At 60.3% G+C, this 23660-nt stretch carries 19 protein-coding genes; 6 read left to right on the top strand and 13 right to left on the bottom strand.

The window, feature by feature from the left end:
* Positions 1-15 precede the first annotated feature (15 nt).
* From AC788_RS00230 to AC788_RS00215, 4 genes are all read right to left on the bottom strand, one after another.
* Complete coding sequence (locus tag AC788_RS00230; RefSeq protein WP_049858642.1) at positions 16-2922, bottom strand: SNF2-related protein; 2907 nt, start codon at positions 2920-2922, stop codon at positions 16-18.
* Positions 2919-3830 (bottom strand): WYL domain-containing protein, encoded by a 912-nt coding sequence (locus AC788_RS00225; RefSeq protein WP_049858700.1) that lies wholly within the window; start codon positions 3828-3830, stop codon positions 2919-2921. Before AC788_RS00225 ends, AC788_RS00230 begins: the two co-directional genes overlap by 4 nt.
* Before the next feature lie 274 nt (positions 3831-4104).
* Entirely contained in the window at positions 4105-5079 is a 975-nt protein-coding gene (locus AC788_RS00220) for an inovirus-type Gp2 protein (protein ID WP_049858641.1), read from the bottom strand.
* 339 nt (positions 5080-5418) lie between these two features.
* The gene (locus tag AC788_RS00215; RefSeq protein WP_049858640.1) at positions 5419-5649 is read right to left on the bottom strand and encodes a helix-turn-helix transcriptional regulator; all 231 of its coding nucleotides are present in this window, start codon (positions 5647-5649) and stop codon (positions 5419-5421) included.
* A gap of 432 nt (positions 5650-6081) precedes the next feature.
* Here AC788_RS00215 and AC788_RS00210 point away from each other — a divergent pair, with 432 nt between their 5' ends.
* The gene (locus AC788_RS00210; protein ID WP_049858639.1) at positions 6082-6930 is read left to right on the top strand and encodes a hypothetical protein; all 849 of its coding nucleotides are present in this window, start codon (positions 6082-6084) and stop codon (positions 6928-6930) included.
* A gap of 343 nt (positions 6931-7273) precedes the next feature.
* Complete coding sequence (locus tag AC788_RS00205) at positions 7274-7795, top strand: GAF domain-containing protein (protein WP_049858638.1); 522 nt, start codon at positions 7274-7276, stop codon at positions 7793-7795.
* A gap of 47 nt (positions 7796-7842) precedes the next feature.
* Here AC788_RS00205 and AC788_RS00200 read toward each other — a convergent pair whose 3' ends face one another.
* Positions 7843-8163 carry a helix-turn-helix domain-containing protein gene (locus AC788_RS00200; RefSeq protein WP_330218321.1) on the bottom strand — a complete coding sequence of 107 codons (321 nt, stop codon included), beginning with the start codon at positions 8161-8163 and terminating at the stop codon, positions 7843-7845.
* Positions 8164-8186: 23 nt separating this feature from the next.
* Between AC788_RS00200 and AC788_RS00195 the strand changes: the two genes are divergently transcribed.
* Positions 8187-8486 carry a hypothetical protein gene (locus tag AC788_RS00195; RefSeq protein ID WP_152965674.1) on the top strand — a complete coding sequence of 100 codons (300 nt, stop codon included), beginning with the start codon at positions 8187-8189 and terminating at the stop codon, positions 8484-8486.
* A gap of 937 nt (positions 8487-9423) precedes the next feature.
* Entirely contained in the window at positions 9424-11619 is a 2196-nt protein-coding gene (locus AC788_RS00185; RefSeq protein ID WP_049858634.1) for a TonB-dependent receptor, read from the top strand.
* 10 nt (positions 11620-11629) lie between these two features.
* On the opposite strand, the gene AC788_RS00180 is transcribed toward AC788_RS00185, so the two are convergent.
* Positions 11630-13222, bottom strand: a complete 1593-nt coding sequence (locus AC788_RS00180) for an ATP-binding cassette domain-containing protein (protein WP_049858633.1) — start codon at positions 13220-13222, stop codon at positions 11630-11632.
* A 207-nt stretch (positions 13223-13429) separates the two neighbouring features.
* Between AC788_RS00180 and AC788_RS00175 the strand changes: the two genes are divergently transcribed.
* Positions 13430-13999 carry an isochorismatase family protein gene (locus tag AC788_RS00175; RefSeq protein WP_049858632.1) on the top strand — a complete coding sequence of 190 codons (570 nt, stop codon included), beginning with the start codon at positions 13430-13432 and terminating at the stop codon, positions 13997-13999.
* Here the strand turns inward: AC788_RS00175 and AC788_RS00170 are convergent.
* The 6 genes from AC788_RS00170 to AC788_RS00145 form a co-directional block, all read right to left on the bottom strand.
* The gene (locus AC788_RS00170; protein WP_082223520.1) at positions 13912-15009 is read right to left on the bottom strand and encodes an ABC transporter ATP-binding protein; all 1098 of its coding nucleotides are present in this window, start codon (positions 15007-15009) and stop codon (positions 13912-13914) included. The two genes, AC788_RS00175 and AC788_RS00170, sit on opposite strands and share 88 nt — an antisense overlap.
* A complete protein-coding gene (locus AC788_RS00165; RefSeq protein WP_049858631.1) occupies positions 15006-16034 on the bottom strand; it encodes an ABC transporter ATP-binding protein in 1029 nt (342 codons plus the stop codon). Before AC788_RS00165 ends, AC788_RS00170 begins: the two co-directional genes overlap by 4 nt.
* Complete coding sequence (locus AC788_RS00160; protein ID WP_049858630.1) at positions 16031-16918, bottom strand: ABC transporter permease; 888 nt, start codon at positions 16916-16918, stop codon at positions 16031-16033. Before AC788_RS00160 ends, AC788_RS00165 begins: the two co-directional genes overlap by 4 nt.
* A gap of 13 nt (positions 16919-16931) precedes the next feature.
* On the bottom strand, positions 16932-17882 hold the full coding sequence (locus AC788_RS00155) for an ABC transporter permease (RefSeq protein ID WP_049858629.1): 951 nt from the start codon (positions 17880-17882) through the stop codon (positions 16932-16934).
* A 57-nt stretch (positions 17883-17939) separates the two neighbouring features.
* Positions 17940-19616 (bottom strand): peptide ABC transporter substrate-binding protein, encoded by a 1677-nt coding sequence (locus tag AC788_RS00150; RefSeq protein WP_049858628.1) that lies wholly within the window; start codon positions 19614-19616, stop codon positions 17940-17942.
* A 122-nt stretch (positions 19617-19738) separates the two neighbouring features.
* On the bottom strand, positions 19739-21073 hold the full coding sequence (locus AC788_RS00145) for an NAD(P)/FAD-dependent oxidoreductase (protein ID WP_049858627.1): 1335 nt from the start codon (positions 21071-21073) through the stop codon (positions 19739-19741).
* A 131-nt stretch (positions 21074-21204) separates the two neighbouring features.
* Between AC788_RS00145 and AC788_RS00140 the strand changes: the two genes are divergently transcribed.
* Positions 21205-22008 (top strand): IclR family transcriptional regulator, encoded by an 804-nt coding sequence (locus tag AC788_RS00140; protein ID WP_049858626.1) that lies wholly within the window; start codon positions 21205-21207, stop codon positions 22006-22008.
* 11 nt (positions 22009-22019) lie between these two features.
* Here the strand turns inward: AC788_RS00140 and AC788_RS00135 are convergent, their stop codons facing one another.
* Entirely contained in the window at positions 22020-23321 is a 1302-nt protein-coding gene (locus AC788_RS00135; protein ID WP_049858625.1) for an NAD(P)/FAD-dependent oxidoreductase, read from the bottom strand.
* Between the last annotated feature and the right edge of the window lie 339 nt (positions 23322-23660).

Below are 23660 nucleotides of genomic sequence, written 5' to 3'. Positions count from 1 at the left end.
TTTCCAGTGCTCGGTTCACACCACCTGCCAGCGCAGGGTGAACAGCGAATGGGTATCGGTTTTTTCTTGCAGCCGTTGCTGCAGAGTCTCAATCAGCGCATCGCGCTTCTCGATGATTTCGTCTTCAACGGCAAAAATTTCCTGGCGCTGACGGCGCTGTTTACGCTCCAACTCAGACAGCTCACGCTGGGTGGCCTCCTGCTCTTGCAGCGTCGCGGCTTTGCGGGCATCGCGCTTTAGTTGGGCAATGCTGGCCTTGGTATTCTTAAGCGCTTCCTCAGCAGCGACGAGCTTGTCATCTGCCCAACGCTCCAGCTTGTCACGCTCTTCATTGAACAGCCGCTGGTTGGCTTCCAGCACGCTGGCAATGGTGGCCTGCGCCAAACGCTGACTGTTCGCCGCCAGGGCATTGGGTGCTGCATCATCAATAGCGACGGGCTTACCAGCTGCAGGAATGGTCAGCAGTTTTTCGCAGACCTCCTGATCAAGCAGTTCACCATCGTCAGTCTGACCTGAGAACAGCAGTGCCTCGGTTGTCTCAAAGGCTGTAACTTCAAGTCGCACCAAAGTAAGCCAGCCGGACTTGCCGAGGAGCTTTTCAATGACTGAGATGCGTGTGCCGTGCTTGGCGTAATCGAGCTTAAGAAGGGCGATCGGAGTAGAAGCGTTGAGACTTGTGGCAATACTCCACTCGCCCAGCGGATGGCTGAGTCGGTAGGCGTGCGCCAATATATCGGGTTGAGCAGCACCGCGGATGAGCTGATAGCGGCCAGGCATAATTTGCAGAGCCTCAACATCTGGCGGGCTGGTCAGCGAAAAGGCATACGCTTGATCATCAAAGCGTGCCCGCTCACACAAGGCATAGCGGGTCACCCCCCAGAACCAGCGCCCTAGTCTGTCGAGCCGGGCTTCAGCTTCGTCCAGTCGTAGCTTGAGGCGGTCGTGAACATCCTCATCGAAGTTCTCCAGCAGCTGGGACTGGGTGTCCTTTATGCGATCATTGATCGCTTCTTCTAGCTCTGTCTGCAACGCATTAAAGGCAGCTTCTATCTGATCTGGCTGGCGACAGGTATCGTAGATTTTCTGTATGCGTTTCTCGAAGTCCAGGCCACCTTCGATGCTGCCTAGCACCTCATCACTGGCACCGAACACACCAGAAAACAGGCTGAATTTTTCAGTCAGCAACTCCAATACGCGCTGATCTGCCTGATTTCGGGTATTGAGGAAGTTAATAACTACCACATCGAATTTCTGACCGTAGCGGTGGCAGCGACCTATGCGCTGCTCGACCCGCTGTGGATTCCATGGGAGATCGTAGTTAATTAGCAAGGCGCAAAACTGAAGGTTCACACCTTCAGCAGCAGCCTCTGTGGCGATCATGATTTCCGCACCGCTGCCATCGATCTTGCGAAAGTGATCAATCAGCGCAGTGCGGCGGTCTACTTGGGGTGATCCGGTTATCCGATCAGTGCCTTTATGTTCAGTCAGCCATTGCTGGTAGACAAGGGTGGAGTCGGAATGGTTGTTCGTGCCACTGAACAGCACCAACTTGCCGTCATAACCGCTTGCAGACAGAAACTGATGCAAGTACTCCTGAGTACGTTTTGATTCGGTGAATATGATGGCCTTACGCGAGGCCCCTAGCTCAGCCATGCTGGCAAAGCCTAGTTGCAAAGCAGTGAGCAGGGACTGAGCTTTGGTATCAGTACGCAGCCCATGTGCGAGCTCAATGATGGCCGTCAGCTCATCTATCTCTGCCTGGATAAACTGTTTTTTATGCTCTGGGCTTTGCACAACCGGCTGTGAGGGCAGCCGTTCATCCGACTCAGGCTCTTCTTCTTCGAGATAGTCGGTTTCAAGGTCGTCCTCTTCTACCCATTGCTCCAGCAGGTTGATCTGCTCTGCCGAGGCTTCGTCTACCAGCATTTGTTCCAGTCGAGCTCGGACGGTAATCAGCGTAGCAACAATGGCCGGAGTGCTGGAAGCGAGCAATTTGCGTAGAATCAAACCTGTGAGATGGCGCTGACTTTTGGGCAACGCAAAAGAATGTTCGCGTAGCAGAAAATCAGACACCTGGTCGTAAAGCGCGTGCTCGTCATCAGTGGGGCTGAATGGCTGGGTTACAGCCTTGCGCTCGGTGTACTGGATGTACTCCAACACATCCTTACGCAAAGTGCGTTGAGTGAAGCCAGCAAGCCGCCCCCGCAGCTCCTCCAGCCCAGCAGGGTTATTCAGATACTGCTTGCGAAAGGCCTTTTCATCGCCGAATAGATGCTCATCGATGAGGGTAGACAGCCCATACAACTCCATCAGCGAGTTCTGCATCGGCGTGGCCGTTAACAACAATTTCTTGCGCCCTTCCAACGCTCGGCGCAAGGCCTGTCCGGTTCGGTTGCTCTGACGATGAGCATTGCGAAGCTTGTGAGCTTCGTCGAGAACCACTACATGCCAGGGAATGGCACGCAGTTCAGCCTCAAGACGAGCAGCAAACTGGTAGGACATGATCAGAACTGATTTACCAGCAAGATGCTGCAAAGTCTCAAGTGCGCTGCCGAATGACTGCTTCTTGAGTGCCACGGCATCCAGCACAGTGCAAGGCACGGCAAACTTCTCTGACAGCTCTTGCGCCCACTGTTTGCGCAGGCTGGCCGGAGCAATAATCAGTAACCTGCGGCTGCGCTCAGCCCATAACTGACAGACAACCAGTGCCGCTTCGATGGTTTTTCCCAAACCAACTTCATCAGCAAGCAAGACTCCTTGCTGCAAGGGATTGCGTAAAGCAAAAAGCGCGGCCTCGATCTGATGAGGGTTCAGATCAACACTGGCGTCGAATAGGGACTGAGACAGTCGGTCAACGCCATCGGCAGCATGGCGTCTCGTTAACTCGTGCGCGTAGTACTTGGCGTGGTAGGCAGAAATCATTTCTTCGCTCCGACCGTACGCTCTGGCTCCGAATATCCTGGCGCTAGCACAGCGTTTTTAACGCCATATATCGCCAATGAGTCCTTTAGCCAAAGACGGTGTTCTGGCCCTCGCAGGCTATGATTCGGGGTACAGTCCACGCTCCATTTGTGCAACACATAGCCCACCGTTGCAGCACGCAGTTTCATTCGCAATACGCCTCCATGCATGCCGTAATCCATCTCGGTAATTTCCGGGTGCGGCTGATTCGGGTGCGGCACCAACTCCAACTCAACAATGCGAGTCCACTGGATATCTTGATTGCTCAGCTCATGGGATGCCGGCGACTCCTCTTTGAGCAAGCGCGGGCGTTTGATTCGCGTGATTACAAAGTCACGAAACTCTTGGTTTTTGCGATCAAAGGCTCGTACATGCCAACGCAGCCCTGTATCGATCAAGGCGAAAGGCACAATCTCGCATTTGGACTTACCGCTGGAAATAGAGTGGTACTCGATAGCCAGGGGGCAGCCTTGATGAATGGCGCGCGTAACACTCGCCAGCACATCCAAATCAGGGTTCGTCAGACGGAAAGGAATCTCACTGGGCACCCAGGTTTTGAGCTGCAGCGGCTCGCCATCACCGAAGGCCTGTGTCAGCCATGACATGACTCTTTCGGCTGGGTAATCGAACAGCGAACGATAATCCACTCCTAGGACATAGCTCTTGCCCTTGGGGTCATAATCGATGTTTCCAGGAGCCAGCTCCCTGTACAGCGCAAGATCCCGGGTCGCGGCAGCAGACTGAATGGCAAAACGCTCTACTAAATCCTGCCGACGAATCTCACCAACGAAACGCACTCGAAGCTCAATGAAGGCTAAGCGATCACGCTGGGGCTGAGCGAGTTCGGCAAGGGGGTTAATGGGCGTCATGTGAGTTAAAGGCACCTGATCTTGGGTTTCAAAGGATCTTATTGTATGCCTTAGGCGCATGTCCACCATTGCATTATACAAACATGGTAGCGATCATTTTGATTATGGAGACTCGTCTATTGGGGAGTGCACATAGCGCCTTAATCGCGGCTATTCGCCTTCCAAAGAATGCTCGTAACCATTCAGCAAACACATCTTGCTGAAGCTGCTGCCGAGGGCCACGGTGAACAGAACAGACTTAGCCTCTATTTGCATGCATCCGGACCGCGCTCCGTCAACCGCCTCGACGAGACTGCTTCACCTGCCCCATCCGCAAGCTTCGAGCCCCCTTTGGCCTCAAACGCAGATGCTGATCGTCTTTGACGAGGTATTTTACTGCCTTGTGCACATGGGGCCGAACTGCTCGATCACTTCTCGGGATCCGGCCTATACCACACTCGTCACCATATTTCTTTTTGTCATGGTTACAGCTATGAGCGTAGCCCTGACCATGTGTGATGTCTTCCCATAGCTCGCCGAGCTGGATGGCTTTGTAGACGTCGCGTTGCACCACGTTGCCGTTGAAGAAGTAGGCAGCATGGATGTGATAGCCCCCGCCATCATGCCTTTCGCCCTGCTCCACCGAATAAACGTAGCCGATAAGCTGGTCAAAGATCGCATTGCGCTTGTGCTTGGCAACCAGCTCATCTAAGTCTTCGAACACCTGCTCAACAAGTAGCCTGGCCTGCACCTCAGAACGGTAGTGGAAGTCGACCCTTATGATGGTGATGCGCGAGTAGAATTCACATAAGGCATCGGCGTAGTCGCAGACTTGGATTTCCTGCTCCTTGGCCTGGTGGCGGAGGTCATGCTTCTTGCGGAGATACCACCTCTCACGAGTCAACTGACGGATTCGGGCGACCAAGACGTTCATGCTGTAATGGTGACCCAGGTAGGCCGTACCCTCCTCATTCAGACAGGCAAGGCCATCAGGGTGGTGCTCCAGCCCGATGTCCTGACATGCAGCCCTGAAAGCTTGCAGGTGCTCACTGTAGCTATATTCGATACGGCCTTCGAATAGGTCGACCATCTGCTGAATATGATCGAGGTATTGAGAGATCTTGGTCTCTTGGACGCGTTCGTACCCTGTGCGGGCTTGCCGGATGCGGAATGCCGGCGAATCGGAGTCTTCGATAGCCTCGACTAGTCGCTCGATGTTGAGGGCAATGTCTGACTGGGAAAGATAGGTGTAAACCTTGCGATTAGTCATGGATGGCTACCTGGTTGAGTGCTGTGCATACCAGGTGCGTGTTGTATATTTTTTAACCGATTATGCATTCTTGCCGTGCAGTAGGTGCCTGACTGAATAAGTGGCAATGGCTATTGAGCGATTAAGTACTGATAGTCAGAAACTATGCTATATCACTAGAAGCAGCCTAACCCATTACAAACTCTCCCGGCGAGAGCTGCCGATGGGGAGCAACATTGCCGGCCCGCCGAGAGATTTGCCGAATCGCAGTCTGGGAGAGTTAGCTGAGAACACAGAACATTCCCAAGTGGCATAAGCGCCATGACCAGCTGTAGCCGGTCATGGCGCAAATGGTCAGGTCTAGCTGGTTACACTCAGGTGGGCAGTGGAGTGCACTGCAGTACCCTCTGCCAGGTCACGCTCTTCGATCCTGGCCAGGATCCAATCGTGCACCTCGCTGTCGACCCAACCGACGCAGCGGTCGCCCAGTGACACGGGCTTCGGAAAAGTACCTTCCCCGATATGCTTGTAGATGGTCGACCGTGCCAGACCGGTCGAATCGATGACTTCTTTCAGGCGGATGATCCTCATGAACGGGCTCCTCGTATTCGTCCAGAGGATTGGCAGGGTTTGTAAATAAACACTGGATCGACCGTTTTCCTCACTCCCCCTTCAAGGCCTCTCTTTCCAGCCATCACGCCACATACCAATTCATTCTGGAAAGAGGCTAGGGCCGAGAGACTCGACCCCGATCAAATTCTGCCTAGAACACTAGAGGCAGGATACGCATAGAGAGCCTGCAGATCTGTAGAAATCAGGCTTTAAGCCAATAAAACCCGGGTGATTACAGGATAGCTCTAGCATAGAAAATTCATAGAATTGCTCTATAACCAACACTCAAAGAACATAGAATTACATCGGAATTTTGATGAATCTAGAATAGAATCATAACGTGGAGGCCAGATCTCTCACCTTAAAGATTGAGTATATCTACCGAAATTTTTAACTTAATAGGCTTTAATTATGGTGCTCTGGGTTGATGGTGGTGATGAGCCAGACAAGCTCGCTCAACTTCTGAATGACTCGACGCAAAACAATCGACGAGACGTATGGCTTTGGCTTTGTCTGTACATCTACGAGAAACTGGATTTAGAGCGCAGCACATGCAATGGCACCACCATGAGAGATGAAATCGCCCATGTACTGGCACGCCACCCCGACCTCATATCGCGTATTCGGCCTGAAAGAGATCGCTTCCTACTGCGTGACGATTTGCTGGCGTGGATCGCAAAAGATGAGCGGCAGTATCACTGGCTGCTGCCTCAGATTGACGAGATCACAGGGCGTATTCTCCCAACAAGGCTCGCCCATCTAACTGGAAGGAGCGAGCTCATAGCCATGCTCGACGTATGGCAGGTGAACATCGAAGAGAAAGCTGATGAAGTAAGGCATCTTCACGAATTGTGGCGCCGACATATAGCCCTGGATAGTCAATTCGAATGGTTTGCTGACAAGAAAGAAGGCTCGAAGCGCTGCGTCTGTGCTTGGGAATGGCTTGCGAAGAACCATCTTTCTCCACGCTCCCGACAGCTCCCCATCAGCAATCACAAGGAGTTGCTAATTTTCTTCGACCAAGCTCAACTCGGCCCTCATGAACAGAAGGCAATGATCCAGGAGATCAAAAATCGCTGGCATCGCCAGCAGTTCGACGAACGCAACGCAGACAAGAAGCAGGTTAACGTGATGCTGTCGAAAGCCGTGGTTGATCAACTGGATATGCTGGCCAAACAGAATGGCGTGAAGCGTTCACAGGTGATTGAGACGCTCGTGAAGATGGAGGTTGAGGCGGGCACCTACCTTACTGGTGCTTGAGGGGCTATGGTCGTGCAACAGATTAGAGGCGGGACATTTCCTCCATCCCGCCCTGGAATCTTAGGTTCAAGTCCAGCCAAGCGGTATTCCAAATGGTATTCCATTGGATTATTTTACCGGATTTTCTATTTATTTTTCAGATAGATAGGTAATCAGTTCAGATCACCCCGGCTCACTAATTTCGGCGCCACAAACCAACCACCTCGGGTAGCTCGCAACTACCGTTTTTCGTGCCTGAATGATCGGTATCGGCCGCCTAGCGCCAGCGGCAAAACATCGCTCCATCTCCCCCTTGCAGAACCTCCCTCACAGGTCGAAACTGCACCAAACGACGAGGTACACCATGGCACTCGACTACCCGCCCAGCCTCCTGTCCCAGGAAGAACGCTCAGCCATTGCTGAAATCGAAGCCACCACCAACATCCTACGTCTGGTGACTAGGCTCACCAACATGCGCTTCGCCGCGATCACCAAGTTCGGCGACGCCGAATTGGTCATCTGCTCCGTGCACGATTCCGCCGACCTGGGGATCGGCGCAGGTGAGGCTTTTCCGCTGGAAGACACGATCTGCAGCGAGTTTCAGCGGGACCCCGCGCCTTTGCTAATCCAGAGAGTCAGCCATGACCAAAGCTTCGCCTCACGACTGATCGTCAAGACCTATGATCTGGACAGTTACGTAGGCGTGCCCATCTTCCTGCCTGACGGCCGGCTGTACGGGGCGCTTTGTGCGATCGATTCTCGGCCTGTGCTGTTCGAAGATCCCGATGTGTGCGAAACGCTCGAGATTTTTGCCCGGTTGATCGGGTGCATATTTTTTGCGAGCTTGGCGGTGAAGGTCGAGAGTGCCGCGATTGAGTTGGAGTGATTTTCGGAAGGTGACGCTAGGGTCAGTTACACATGCACACCTTCCCTTCACACCCCCCGCATCACCTCCCCTCCCTCCACCCCAATCGCCTCGCAAATCTCCAGAAACTCCACCACATCCAACCTTCTCTCTGCATTCTCCACTTTGGAGATATACGACTGCGGCCTTCCCACTCGCCGCGCGAGCTCGGTCTGGCTCAAGCCCTTCTCTTTCCTGCACGCGATGAGTGCCCGGATCAGCGTGGAATAGCGTTCTGTGTGGATGGAGTTCATAAGGACTGCCGAATGACGATTCGGCTCCTTAAGTAAACCCAAAACAGGATTATCCCAAAATAGGATATAGGTGCTGTGGTTGGCCTCAGCTTTCACATCAGCCAAGAAGGGGAATGGTCATGGAACGTCCATCACAGTCGCTCAAGCTCGTTGGTTCGGATTTCTCTGCAGGCAGTCGAGGGCCGACTCCGATTACCAAAGATGAGATCCTCGAGGGCATTTGCCACTGCGTGCTGGAGCGCTGGCATCAGCTTGCTCCTGATAACCAGACGGCACTGGGTCTGGATACCCGCACTGCCGAATCACCCGATGAGCAAGCACTCCAGTCGGTGACCTGGCTGCTTCTGGAGGCCGCGAGTTTGGCCGCGCAAAAGGCTAGGCAGGCGTACAACAAGCGGTTGGACGCTGCCGATTACTAGCGGTGAAGAGCTCTATCCCATCGGGCTAAACCCCGAAGCCGCCGAACAATACCGCTCCCGCAGTGCCGGATCCCGCTTTACACGGCACTGCTCCTTAAACCACTGCTTCGCCCCCTTCCTGCATTCCCGATACTCAATCGAGCCACCTCGGTAACTAGTGCAAACACTGCCGTAATCAACCCGGTTATCACTGACACTCCACGAAGCTATGTACGGCCCGCCGCCATCCCAGCCCTTTATGCGGTGTGACTCAAACCCACCACTAACAGCCCGCCTAACCGGCCGCGCACCCTGCCCTGCCTTGTACTCCGCCAAATACTGCGCCGACACCATCCCCTGTACCGCCCGCTCTTCACGCATCGGCTGAGGACGGTCCCCGTACCGACACCGCAATACCTGATCGTTGACCAGATTGTCAGCGCCCATGCACTCCTGCAGGGTTTTAGGCACAACCGGAGCCACTGCCCGCACAACGGGTGCAGATACCGGCGCAGATTCAACAACCGGCGATTCATATCGCTCAACCACCTCAGCAGGCGGTTCTACATGCGCAGGCTCAAAGTACGCGGCAATCCGCGCCCAGTTCATCCCCACCGCAATCGCTGGCACCAGTAGCCACAACAGCCACCCCGGATGCGCCCGTTGTTGAACGCGCGGACGTGGCGCAATGGGTCCATCGTGCAGGTCGTCTTGCAGACTCATTTGAATTCCATTTCCAAAGCAAAGGCTGAAATGCCATCACTGAATACCTATCGGTAGCCCTTTGCCATTCTTTAGGTAGAGCGCCTGCCGAGCCACCTCATCGCACTTCGTGAAAATCCCCTCAAAAAAGCGTTAACGCTTTGTGAAACTCTTGTTAGGATACGCGCCACTGAGACACATTCTCAGTTGCCAGGGAGGCGCTTCATTGACCTCTTCTATTCCCGGAATTGCTCCCATGGCCCTTCGTTTTCCTTCTCGCCCTACCCTTCTGGCGGTGTGCTGCTCTCTGAGCCTCGGCGCCCATGGGGCGGACGCTCTCGTGTTGGACGCTACCTCGATCGATGCGCAAACCACCAAGGCTGCCAAAGGCGCTTCGCCCGAGGTGTTTGCCGGTGGGCAGGTGGCGCGCGGTGGGCAGATGGGTGTGCTGGGCAACCAGGACAACATGGATGTGCCGTTCACACTGACCAGCTACACCTCGAAGCTGATCGAGGATCAGCAGGCGGAGGACGTGGGCGATGTGCTGCTGAATGATCCGTCGGTGCGGCAGTCGTTCGGGTTCGGTAACCAGGCGCAGGTGTTCGTGATTCGTGGTTTGCCGCTGTCCAGCGATGACATTTCCTACAACGGTTTGTATGGGGTGTTGCCGCGGCAGATCATTTCCACCGATGCGGTGGAACGAGTCGAGGTGTTCAAGGGGCCGAACGCGTTCATCAACGGCGTGAGCCCAACCGGGACCGGGTTGGGCGGCAGTGTGAACCTGGTGCCCAAGCGGGCGGGCGATGAGCCCATTCGTCGCTACACGCAGGACATCAGTACGGATGGCCGTGTGGGTGAGCATCTGGATATCGGTCAGCGCTTTGGTGAGGGCAACCGTTTTGGTGCGCGGGTCAATCTGGCTCAGCGTGAGGGTGATACGGCGGTCGATGACGAGTCGCAGCGCACCAAGCTGTTCACGCTGGGGCTGGATTATCGGGGTGACAACTTCCGCCTGTCCGGCGATTTCGGTTATCAGAAGCAGCGCATCAATGGGCTGCGCAACTCGGTGCGCTTCGGCACGATTACGAGCATCCCACGGGCGCCGGATGCCAGCCACAACTATGGGCAGGATTGGACCTACAGCGAGACTGAGGACACCTTTGGCATGCTGCGTGGCGAGTGGGACCTGAACGAGGACTGGACGGCGTACGTGGCGGGTGGGGCGAAGCACACGCGGGAGAATGGTGTGTATGGCACGCCGGTGCTGACCGATTCGAGCACGGGCGCGGCGACCATCGGCGGGTCGAAGATTCCGCACGACGAGGACAATACCACTGTCATGACCGGCATCAACGGCAACCTGCAGACGGGGCCGGTCAGCCATCAGATCAGCGTGGGTGCGTCGAGCATCTGGACCGAGCAGCGCAATGCCTACGAGTTCTACCTGCCCACGGGCACTACCAACATTTACAACACCGGACCTCTGCCCAAGCCTACTGCGGTGAACTTCGAAGCCGGTGACATGAGCGACCCGGGCATCACCGGCAAGACGCGCAACCGCAGCCTGGCGGTGTCGGACACCTTGGGTTTCTTCGACGACACGGTGCTGTTCACGGCCGGCCTGCGCCGCCAGCAATTGCTGGTGCAGAACTATGCCTATGAGTCCACCACCGGTGTCGGCGGCTCGCGCACTTCCATGTACGACGAGGCGATCACCACGCCGGTGTATGGCATCGTCTACAAGCCGGTGGAGTCGGTGTCGCTGTTTGCCAACCGTATCGAGGGGCTGGCGGCAGGGCCAACGGCGTCGGGCCAGGTCGTCAACGTGGGTGAGGCGTTCCCGCCGGGGCGCACCAAGCAGGTGGAAGCGGGGATCAAACTGGACAAGCAATCGTGGGGCGCCACGCTGGCGGCATTCCGAATCGAGCGGCCTACCGATGGTTACACCCAGAGCTTCGCGACGGCCGGAGGCGGCAGCGTTAATGTGTACGTGCGCGACGGCAAGCAGGTCAATCGCGGTGTCGAGTTGAGTGTGTTCGGCGAACCCGTGGAAGGCCTGCGTCTGATGGCCGGCGGCACGCGCCTGCAGTCCGAGCTCGAAGACACGCAGGGCGGCGCGAATGACGGCAACCACGCCATCGGTGTGCCGACCTTCCAGCTCAACGCGACGGTGGATTGGGACGTACCGGGCCTGAACGGCCTGGCGCTCAACGCCCGTGCGCTGCGCACCGGTGGCCAGTATGCCGACCAGGCCAACAACCTGAGCCTGCCCACCTGGAACCGCTTCGACGCGGGCGCACGCTACACCTTCAAGGTCGAGCGCAAGGACATCACCCTGCGCATGAACGTGGAGAACATCACCGACAAGAATTACTGGGCATCGGCCAACGGCGGCTACCTGACCCAGGGTGAGCCGCGGCTGGTGAAGTTTTCCGGGACGGTTGATTTCTAAAATATGATGCTTATGGGCGTGGACGGAGAAGATGCAGTGTCTGATCCACGCCCAGCGCCTCGATGAAGGCATCGTCATGGGACACCACCAGCAGCGCGCCCTGGTACTGACCGAGCATCTGCTCAAGTGCAAGCTTGCTGGGCAGGTCCAAGTGGTTGTCGGGCTCGTCCAACAGCAATAGCTGGGGTGGGCGGTGCGCGTGCAGCAGTGCCGCCAGGGCTATCTTGAGACGCTCGCCGCCGCTGAGCTGCGCGGTCCGTAGTAGGACGCGATCGGCGTCGATGCCCAACTGGGCCAGCCGAGTTCTGGCTTCGGCTTCGCTCAGTTCCGGATTGCTTTCGTGCAGCCACTGCACGGCGGTCCGATCAGGATGTTCGAGGCCGGCGTGCTGGTCCAGCCAACCCACTTCCACCGTGCAAATGACTTCGCCGGCGCGTGGCGCCAGGCGACCGGCGATGACCTGAAGCAGTGTCGATTTACCGCTGCCGTTGGCGCCCGTGATGGCCATGCGCAGGGGGCCTGTCAGGGTAAAGCTGATCGGCGCGACATGCCCGAAGGGTAATACCAGATCATTGAGCTGAAGCACCAGTTTGCCGTTGGGTACGACGGTTTCCGGGGGCAGCATTACGCGTTGGATATCGGCGGCGCAGCGCGCACGGGCATCGGCAATGCGCTGTTGTTGCTGCTCGCGGGCGAGCTGTTGATTGAGTCGCAGTTTGCCTTGGCTGTTCTCGCTGCGCTCTTTCTGGGCATTGGTGATCAGCTTGGTCTGGCTACCATCACGGGCGTTACGATCACCGCGTGCATTGCGCCGTTGCTGCCGCTCCATCTGCACGGCCATTTCCCGTTGCTCGCGCTTGGCTTGGGTGCGTTCGCCTTGCAAGGTTGCCTGGAAGGCTTGCTGCTCCTGTTCGCGGGCGGCAACGTAATGGCTGTAGTTACCGCCATAAACGGCGAGGCCGATGGGCGAGAGCTCGACGATTTCATCCATGAGTTCGAGCAGGGTGCGGTCATGGCTGATCATCACCAAGCCGTTCGGCCAGCGCTGGATCTGCTGTGCCAGTTTCTGCTGTTGCTCGCGATCGAGGTGGTTGCTCGGTTCGTCGAGGATCAGCCAGTCGGCCTTGGACAGCCAGGCACCGAGCAGTGCGATGCGTTGGCGCTCGCCACCGCTGAGGGTGTGCGTCGGTGTGTCGGTGGTCAAGTGGCCCAAGCCGTTCAGGTCCAGCTCTGCGCGCAGGCGTGCTGCGCAATCCCACTGGTCCATCGCAAGCGTATGGTCGTGATCATCGAGGCTGCCTTCGGCGATCCGCTGCAGGGCTTGCAGGATGTGCTCGACGCCCGCCAGCGCAGCAACGGTGGGAAAACGCTCGGGCTCAAGCTGTTGAGAGACGACATAGACATGCCCCTCGTGGCGGACGTAGCCATTGCTCGGCGCACGGTCGCCAGCCAGCAACTGGCCCAGCAGGGATTTACCGCTGCCATTGGCGCCGACGATGCCGGTGGCTTTGGCGTGGAAGCTGTGGTTGAGGTTGTCCAGCAGTAGGCGTCCATCCGGGAGGGTGAGGCAAAGGTGATCGAGATGAAGTTGTCGTTGGGTCATAGTGCTCCCTTGTGATGGAGTCTTGTTGTTGGGTTTGGCGTAGCGGCCAATGATGAGAAACAACAGGCGGCTACATCGATCAAGATCATAGCCCCTTCAGATACGCCTGCCACGCCTGCCACGCCCCCCACACCTCCCACTACCCATTGAAGCCCCCTGCCCCTTACCGCACACTGACGCGATTCCTTTCCAACAAAACGGCCGTCCATGAGCAACCCACCAAGCCCCATCCCCCTGATCATCCTCGATGTGCAAGACGCCATCGACCAGCCGAGATGGAAGGGTAAGAGCAACCCTGGCTACTTGGAAACCATCCAGCGGCTTCTGCAGCTGTGGCGCTCGAATGGCTGGCCGGTGCTGCATGTGAAGCACGATGAGCCGACGCCTACGTCGACGTACCACACCCATGGGCCGTGGAATGGGATCAAGCAGGAAGTTGCGCCGGTGGAGGGCGAACGGGTGATCACCAAGCAGCAGAACTGTGCGTTCATTGGCACGGAGCTGGATGCGGTGCTCAAGGCTATGCAGGTGACACGCTTCGTGCTGACGGGCGTGGTCATTCATAACAGCGTGGATGCCACCGTTCGCGCCGGAAAGGCACTGGGCTTCAGCATTACCCTCCCCTCGGATGCCACTACAGCGGTCCCGGTAACCGGCGCGGATGGAACGGTTTGGGATGCGGGTACCGTTCACGATCTGACGTTGGCGATACTCGGTAGCGAATACGCCGAGGTGGTGCTAGCCAGCGATGTGGTCGAGGCGCTCGGGTTGGGGTGAGCGGTGAGCGGCGACACCAACTCCAGATCATCCCGTATACACGCCACACCATGACCCGCGCTCACTTCGCGCAACAGCGGCCGATCCTGTGCGCAGGCGGGCAGGACGTAGGGGCAGCGGGTGCGAAAGGCGCAGCCTGAGGGGGGCGAGATCGGGCTAGGGATATCGCCCTGAAGCACGATTCTCTGGCGCCGCTGCCCAGGTTCGGGCATGGGGATGGCCGACATCAGCGCTTCGGTGTAGGGGTGGCGGGGATGGCTGAACAGCTCGCGGGTAAGCGCTATTTCGACGATGCGACCCAGGTACATCACCGCAACGCGATCGGCGATGTGGCCGACCACGGCCAGGTCGTGGGTGACGAAGAGCATGGTCAGGTTCATCTGCCGACGGATGCGCGCGAACAGGTTGAGCACCTGCGCCTGGACCGAGACGTCCAGGGCCGACACCGGTTCGTCGGCCATGATGAATTCAGGTTCCAGGGTCAGAGCGCGGGCGATGCCGATGCGCTGGCGTTGGCCGCCGGAGAACTCGTGGGGGTAACGGTCCAGGTACTGGGCGGCGAGGCCGACGGTTTCCAGGGCCTGCCCGGCCTTTTCCCGGCGCCCGGCGGCGTCGAGCTCGGGGTTGTGGAAGCGCAGCGGCATGGCGAGGATGTCGCCCACGCTCATGCGCGGGTTCAGCGAGCCGTAGGGGTCCTGGAAGATCATCTGCATGCGCTTGCGATAGGGCTTGAGCAGGCGGTCGTTGAAGGGTGTGATTTCGACGTTGTCGAAGACGATGTGCCCTTCGGTGGGCGGGTCGAGCATCATCAGGCTGCGGCCCAGGGTACTCTTGCCCGAGCCGCTTTCGCCCACCAGGCCGAGCACTTCGCCACGGGCGATGCTCAGGTCGACGCCATCCACGGCGCGGACCAGGTTGTCGTCACGGTCGCGGCGGTGGGCGAGAAAGGTCTTGCGCACGGGGAAGTATTTCTTCAAGCCGACGACGTCGATCAGCGGACGCTCTTTCATCGTGCACCTTCCTGTTCGGTCGCCAGTTCCCGCCAGCGCACGCAGCGCAGTTGGTGGCCCATTTCGATTTCTTCCAGCACGGGTGCCTGTTGGTCGCAGCGGCCAGCGATGCTGTAGCCGCAGCGCGGGTGGAAGGCGCAGCCGCCGGGCGGTCTGCTGGGGTCGGGGACGAAGCCGGCGATGGTGCCCAGTTCGCCTTGCGCCAGACCGGCCTGTTCGAAGCGCGGCACTGCGGCCAGCAAGCCGCGGGTGTAGGGCATGCGCGGCGAGGACAGCACCTGGCTGACGCTGCCCTGTTCGACGATGCGCCCGGCGTACATCACCATGACCCGGTCGGCGATTTCCGCGACCACGCCGAAGTTGTGGGTGATGAACAGGATCGCCATGCCGTTCTTCTTCTGCAGGTTGCGCAGCAGGTCGAGAATCTGCGCCTGCACGGTGACGTCCAGCGCGGTGGTGGGTTCGTCGGCAATCAGCACGTCCGGCTCCATGGCCAGGGCGATGGCGATCATTACCCGCTGGCGCATGCCGCCGGACAGCTCGTGGGGATAACAGTCCAGGCGCTTCACCGGTTCCGGAATGCCGACCTGCTCCAGCAGGGCCAGCGCGCGGGCGCGGGCGGCGGCTTTGCTCAGGGATTGATGGAAACGGATCGCTTCGGCGATCTGGTCGCCCACGCGGTGCACCGGGTTCAGCGAGGTCAGCGGTTCCTGGAAGATCATCGCCACGCGGTTGCCGCGCACGTGGCGCATCTGCTGCTCGCCCATGGCCACTAGGTCGATGGGCGCGCCGTGGCGGTCGGCGACGATGGCGCTGCCGTCGATGCGGGTTTTCGGCGCTTCGGCGAGCAGCTTCATGATGGCCAGGCTGGTGACGCTCTTGCCCGAACCGCTCTCGCCCACCAGGGCCAGGGTTTCGCCGGCAGCGATGGTGAAGTTGATGTCGTGGACCACGGGCACGTAGCCGGCGCCCTTGCGGAAGGCGACGTTGAGGTGCGCCACGGCGATCTTTTCATCTGCGTTCATTTCAGGTCGCTCCTGCCGTCCAGCGCGTCGCGCAGGCCGTCGCCGATGAAGTTGAAGCTGGTCACCGCGAGGGTGATCGCCAGCCCGGGAATGATCGCCAGCCAGGGCGCCTTGCCCAGGTACTGCTGGGCGGCGTTGAGCATGTTGCCCCAGCTGGGCAATGGCGGCTGGATGCCGTAGCCGAGGAAGCTGATGTAGGCTTCCAGCAGGATGGCGTTGGCGATGGTCAGGGTGGCCGCGACGATGATCGGGCCGATGGCGTTGGGCATCAGTTCGCGGAACATGATCCAGCGGTTGCTGGCGCCGATCATGCGGGCGGCCAGGGTGAAGTCGCGTTCGCGCAGCGAGCGGATCTCGGCTTCGACGATGCGCGAGATTTCCATCCAGCTGGTCACGGCGATGATCAGGGTGATCATCATCGGGCTGGGTTTGGTGAACGCCGCCAGCACCAGCACCAGAAACACGCTGGGAAAGGACAGGAAGGCATCGACGAAGCGCATCAGCCCGGCGCCGACCCAGCCGCGGTAGTAACCGGCGATGACGCCGATCAGGGTGCCGATGACGATGCTGATGAGCATGGCGCAAAAGCCCACCATCAGGGAGATGCGTCCGGCGTTGAGCAAGCGGGCAGCCGTGTCGCGGCCCAGCGCGTCGGTGCCCAGGTAGTGATTGCCGGTGAACGGCGGCGCGAAGCGGTTGCGGATGTCGATGCTCAGGTCGTTGTAGTGCAGCAGGTAGGGGCCGAACACGCAGGCCAGAATCAGTACGGTGATCATCACCACGCCGAGCACGGCCAACTTGTGGCGCATGAAACGGCGCAGGGTGGGGTTGGCCAGCCAGGCCCAGCGGCGGCTGGCGGGCAGGTAGTGCGTGGCGGTGGTCATGGGCGGTACTCCTTCAGGCCAGCCGGACACGGGGGTCGGCGACACCTATCAACAGATCGGCGAGCAGGTTGCCCAGCAGCACCAGTACGGCGGAGAACATCAGAATGCCCATGATCACCGGGTAGTCGCTGTAGCCCAGGCTGTCGAGGAACAGCCGGCCCATGCCGGGCCAGGTGAACACCGTTTCGGTGACCAGCGCGCCGCCAAGGATGGTGGGTATCTGCAGCCCGGCCAGGGTGATCATCGGCAGCAGGGCGTTGCGAATCACGTGGTGAGTCAGCACTCGGCGATAGGGCACGCCCTTGGCGCGGGCGGTGCGGACGAAGTCCTGGTCGATCACGTCCAGGGTGGCGGAGCGCATGTAGCGGCTCCAGATCGCCACGTTGACCAAGGCCAGCACTAGCACCGGCAGCACCAGGTGAACGGCGTAGTCGCCCAGGGACTGGTCACCGATGGTGTACATGTTGCCCGCCGGTAGCCAGCCCAAGTGCAGGGAGAACAAGAAGATCGCCACCAGCCCGAACCAGAAGGTGGGAATCGACAGCGCCACCATCGCGCCGACCGTGGCCAGGGTGTCGAACACCGAATAGCGGCGCACCGCGCCCAGCACGCCGACCCAGGTGCCAATGACGATGGACAGCAGTGTCGAGGTGCCCATCAGCAGCAACGTCGCGGGCAGGTGCCCGGCGATCACGCTGAGCACCGGGCGGCCGTCGCGAAACGAGTGGCCCCAGTCGCCGACGAACAGATGGCTGAACCAGTCGATGTACTGCACCAGCAGTGGCCGCTTCAAGCCCAGTTGCTCGGCGATGCGGTCCAGCTCGGCCTGGCTCATGCCGGGGTTCAGGGCGAACTGCGACATCGGCCCGCCGGGGGCCAGGTTGAGCACCATGAAGCCGATCAGCGAGACCAGCACCAGCACCACGGCGCTCTGCCCCAGGCGGTTGAGAATGTAGTTCGGCATGCTTGAATCCTCTGCGGTGCGAACGACACCCGACCCTGCGGCCAGGCATGGGCGTGCTTAGGTCCAGGACCAGGTGTTGACGTTCCAGGGTTCGATGCGCAGGTTGATGTTGCCGGTGAAGCCTTTGAGGCCCGATTTGTAGCCGCGCACGTAGGTGTACTGAAACAGCGGCAGGATGGGCAGGTCCTGGCGGATCAGGTCCTGCACCTGCACGTACACCGCCTTGCGCTGGGCGACGTCCTGGATCGCTGCGCCCTGGGCCAGCAGCTCGTCGACCTTGGCGTTGACGTACTGCGAGTTGTTCTGCCCGGCCCCGCCTTTGGCGTTGGTCGATTGCGAACCGAAGTAGTCGCGGGTGTCGGGGTCGGCACCGGTGAGGAAGTTGTTGCCGACGATCACCGAGTCGAATTTGGACTGCACCCAGTACTCGCCCCACATCACCGCAGGCGGCAGGTTGGAGATTTTCATCTCCACACCGATGGCCAGCCAGGTCTGCTGGATGAACTGCTGCGCCTGCTCGCGGATCTGGTTGCCGGCGGTGGTGGAGTTGGTGAACGAGAGGCGCACCCCGCCCTTCTCGCGAATGCCGCCAGCGCCCGGTTTCCAGCCGGCGTCATCGAGCAGTTTGCTGGCCGCCTCGATGTTGAAGCTTTGCTTGGGCAGGTTCGGGTTGTAGTAGGCCGACTGTTGCGGCATGTAGGTTTCGGTGGGCAGCACCAGGCCGAAATACAACTCGTCGATGATGGTCTTCTTGTCGATGGCCATGTACAGCGCCTGGCGCACGACGGGGTCCTTGAACTGCGGGCGCTCCATGTTCAGGGTCACCGACTCGATGGTGGCCACCGGCAAAATCACCACGGTGCGCCCGGCCAGGTCCTTGGCTTCCTCGTAATGGTCGGGGGTGATGCCCTGCATGGCGGTGACGTCGATGTCGCCGGTCTTGAACTGGGTGTAGAGCACGGTCAGGTCGGGGATGTACTTGAAGATCACGCTGTCGATCTGCGGCTGGATGCCGTGATAGTCCGGATTGGCCTTGAGCTGGATGTGGTCGCCAGCCACCCGCGTGCCCCACTTGAACGGGCCGGTGCCGATGGGTGCGTTGTTGAACGGTGCCGTGTTGACGTCGGCAGCGACTGAAAGAATGTGTTTGGGCACCATGAAGGTGGACGACAGGATCGAGGCGTAGGGTGCGTAGGATTTCTCCATGCGCCAGTGGATTTCGGTGGGCGAAACCACGGTGATGTCGCGCAGCAGATCGTGGCCGGCGCGGCGACCGCTGCGAAAATTCGGCGAGACGATCAGTTCCAGGGTGTACTTCACGTCTTCGGCGGTGAAGGGTCGGCTGTCGTGCCATTTGGCATCGCTGCGCAGTTTCACCTTCCACTGCAGGCCGTCGGCGGAGATGCCGCCATTGGCCACGGTCGGCACCTCGGTGGCCAAAGCCGGGACGAATTCACCGCTGGGCGAGATGCCGAACAGGGGGTCGAACACGTTCCAGTGGATGCCGTCGTCCACTTCGATGTGCGGCATGTGCGGATTGAAGACGGTGGGCTCCTGGGACAGGCCGATGATCACCTGCCCGGACGGCGGGGCGGCCATGGCCGCGAAGGATTGGCTGGCCCGGCCCAGGGGCAGCAGGGTGCCCGCGGCACCGATGATGGCCATGGCCAGCGCCTGGCGGCGGGTCGGGTTCAACAGGCTGTTGCCTTTATCCGAGTCATCGCGTTGCGACATGCTGAAGCTCCCACAGTAAGGAAGAAAGGGCAGGTGGCAGGCGTTGGAAAGCGTTTTGGACGCTGGACCCGGGCTCGTTCGAACGAGCTTCTGCAGGGCTGTTGCCGAGTGATCGGGTGCTTCTAGAATCCGGAAATGGGCCGTGGGTTGGAACCATCGCTGAAGCGCGACAGGCGAAACGCTTGCGGGTCGACGATCGGGGTTTCACCGGTGACCAGATTGGCCATCAGCCTGCCTGCCGCCGGCCCGATGCCGAAGCCATGACCCGAGAATCCGGTGGCGATGAAAAATCCGGGCACACCGTCCACCGCCGAGATCACCGGCACGGCATCGGGCGTGACATCGATCATGCCGCCCCAGCGCTGGGCGATCCGCACGTTGGCGAACACCGGGAAGGCGTTGGTCAGGCTGGCCAGGGCGCGGTTGGTTTGCCGGATCGAGGGCACCGGATCGAGCACGCGGCGGTATTCGAACGGGCTGGCTTCGTCCAGTGCCCAGCGCTTGGGCAGCACCGCTTCCTGGAAAAAACGCTGGCCCAGGCGAAACGACAGTGATTTGTGCTCCTGCTGCAGCGCAGGCCAGAACTGCCGCGCGTAGCGAAAGGAGTCGGGGACGATGTCGGCGATGTTCTCGTGGCCGGAGGCGACGGTGTAGCCGCCGTCCTGGCGTTTGCGCACGGCGAAGTCCATCGCCCAGATGGCGGATTCCGGGCCGCCTTGCAACGGCGTGGTACGGATCACCGAATTGAGCACCTTGAGCTGCGGCAAATGCACCTTCAATGGCGAGCAGAACAGGCTCGACCAGGCGCCACCGGCCAGCACCACGGACGTGCAGGCGATCGCGCCGCGCTCGGTGATGACGCCGCTGACCCGGCCTGCCGCGCGCTCGATGCCGCGCACCGCGCACTCGGTGAAGATCATCGCGCCCTTGGCCCGCGCCGCTTCGGCAATCGCCGGGGCCGCCTGCTGCGGTTCGGCGCGACCGTCATCGGGAGTGTACAGCGCACCCTTGATGCGCAAACGCTCGGCGCCGGGCAACACCGTGGCCAGGTCGGTGCCCGAAAGCATCCGCGCACGCACCGGGTAATCGTCCAGATTGGCCTTCCAGCGCTCGTGCTCCGCGTAGCTTTGATCGTCCGCACAGGTGAAGAGAATGCCGGCGCGGGTGTAGCCGACGTCCTTGCCGATGCGCGCGGCGAGGTCGCCCCAGATGTTCAGGGCATGAGCCATCAACGGCAGTTCACGCGGGTCGCGGCGCGAGATGCGCACCCAGCCCCAGTTGCGACTGGACTGCTCGTGACCGATGCCACCTTTCTCGCACAGGGCCACCTTCAAGCCGCGTTCGGCAAGCTCCAGCGCCGTGGAGGCACCGACGATGCCACCCCCGATCACCACCACGTCGACACGCTCCGGCAGTTGTTCATCGCCCTGTACGGGTACTACGCGAGGTCCTGGCATCGCTGGCTGTTCTCCTGATGGATCATGAATGAATGGGCGCGGCGAGGGCCCGGATATTGCAGCGCATTTGCAGTGCCAGTCGGCCTGCCGGGCCATGGCTCGGCAATCGTCGCTTCACGGGAGAGGTCAGCATGCCCCACACCGACTCATCGGCCCGCCGCCTGCCACGCTGCAGCACTCAAGGCACGCAGACGCTGGATCGCTCCTTCGACATTCTCCAGGCGATCGCGGCGCGCGGTGCGCAGGGCGCGACCATCGAAGCGCTCAGCGCCGACACCCAGCTCAGCCGCGCCACCCTGTACCGCCTGCTCAAGGCCATGAAATCCTACGGCTTCGTGCGCCTGCCGCGGCTGCGGGGTCCCTACTTTCTGGGTTACCAATTGCTCAGCCTCGGTGCCCAGGCCGGCAACACCGGCGGCGTGCGCGAGTTGGCCCGCCCGGCCTTGCTGCGCCTGTGCGAGACCTTTCAGGACAGTTTCTTTCTGTTCGTTCAGGACGGCTACTACGCCCTGTGCCTGGAGCTGCACGAAGGCGCCAATCCCACCCAGAGTTTTGCCGACTGCGTGGGCGCGCGCGTGCTGAGCGGCGTTGGCCAGGGCTCCCTGGCGCTGCTCAGCCACCTGCCCACTGCGGCCCGTGCGCAGATTCTGGAACACAACGCGCCGCGCCTGCTGCGTGAATACGCCATCAGCGACAGCGCCCTGCGCTCCACCTTCAAGCAGGTGCGCCAGCAAGGTTTCGCCTGCGGCCTGGCCGATCGCGTGCTGCCGCTGCACACCGGCGTGGCGGTGCCGATCCTCGACGCCAGCGCCGCCCCGGTGGGGGCGCTGAGCTGCGCCTTGCCCAGCGTGCGCATGACTCCGCTTTACCAGCAGCGGTTGGTGCAGGCCATGCGCAAGGAGGCCGACAGCATCGCGCAACGGCTGGGCGCCTGAATGAACGCGCCTCACCGGGCGAACCGGGCGAAACGAAACGGCGCAGGATCGACCAGGGGTTGGTCGCCGGTGATCAGGTCGGCCATCAGGTGGCCGGCGCCCGGTCCGATGCCGAAACCATGCCCGGAGAAGCCGGTGGCCAGATAGAAACCCGGCAGGCTCTGCACCTGATCCATCACCGGGACGATGTCGGGTGTGACATCGATCAGCCCCGCCCAGCGCTGCTCGATCCGGGCCTGGGCAAAGATCGGGAATTGCTCGGCGAGCATGCTCAGGGCCTTGTCGAGGTAGGCGTCCACCGGCTTGGGATCGTACAAACGCTGTGTCTCGAACGGTGAAGCCTGGGCATTGCTCCAGCGTTTGGGCGTGTTGAGCTCCTGCCAGCTCTGGCGGGTCACGCGCAGGCGGTATTCGTGATGATGCGCCCTGACCATGGGCAGAAAGTCGGGCAGGTAGCGAAAGCTGTCCGGCACCAGTGCCGCCACGTTGGCGTTGCGCAGGGCCACGGTGTAGCCGCCGTCGGCGCGCTTTCTGAACGAGACCTTCTCGGTGGCCACGGCGCACTCCGGCCCGCCCGGCAGCGGCCCGGTGCGCATCACCGAACCGAGCACGCGCAGCTGCGGCAGGCGGATGCCCAGGTTGCCGCAGAACAGGCTCGACCAGGCGCCCGCCGCCAGCACGACGCTGGTGCATTTGATTTCGCCCAGTTCGGTGATCACCGAGCTGACCTTTCCCGCGGTGGTTTCGACACTGCGCGCGGCACAGCGCACGAACAGCTTGGCGCCGCGTGCGCGAGCCCCTTCGGCGATGGCCGCCGTGGCGATGTCCGGCTCGGCGCGGCCGTCGCTTTCGGTGAACAGCGCACCGGTCCACGAGGCCGGCACCTTGGCTTGCAGGCGCGTCTGAATCTGGACGGTGTCGAGCAGCCGCGCCTCGATGCCCAGCGGTTTGGCCTGATCCAGCCAGCTGACCTTGGCTGCCAGCTCGGCTGCCGATTCGCAGGCATAGAGAATGCCGGAGCGGGTGAAGCCTGTCTCGTGGCGCAACTTGCTGGCCCAGCCGTCCCACAGTTTCAGACTGGCGATGGCCAATGGCACTTCGGCGACGTCACGGCCCATGGTCCGCACCCAGCCCCAATTGCGCGACGACTGTTCGTGGGCGATGCCGCTCTTTTCCACCAGCCCTCCCGACACGCCCCGCTCGGCCAGGAAGAAGGCCGTGCACACGCCGATGATGCCGCCGCCGATGATCACCACATCGGTGCTGTCGGGCAGTGAAGTGTCGCTGTCGACGTGGGAAATGAGCGGGTACATGGGAACGCCTGCCAATGTCGGTGCCCCTACATCTACCCCTTGGAACGGCGAGCGGCAAGTCCTGGGGACGTGGCGCGCTCATGCTCTCACATGCTGAGACAAAGCCTGGGGCAATGGAAAATTGTCCGAATTTTTTCAGTCATTTTTTGCAACACCTTAGCCGCCATAAGACGTGGCCTGCGGCCATTACCACCGGGCACGTTGTCGCAGGCAATGCCAGCCCGGGCGGTTGCGCTGAATCGTTTCAGATGCGATAACAAATAAGCAAACGGCGCGAAAATCTCAAATAAAGCAGATTACAGGGCCCATGCACGCCGTACGCCGGCGATCCTGCTGCGC

The sequence above is a fragment of the Pseudomonas sp. RIT-PI-a genome (assembly GCF_001187875.1).
Taxonomy (GTDB): domain Bacteria; phylum Pseudomonadota; class Gammaproteobacteria; order Pseudomonadales; family Pseudomonadaceae; genus Aquipseudomonas; species Aquipseudomonas coleopterorum.
This window is presented reverse-complemented; position numbering and strand designations above follow the sequence as displayed.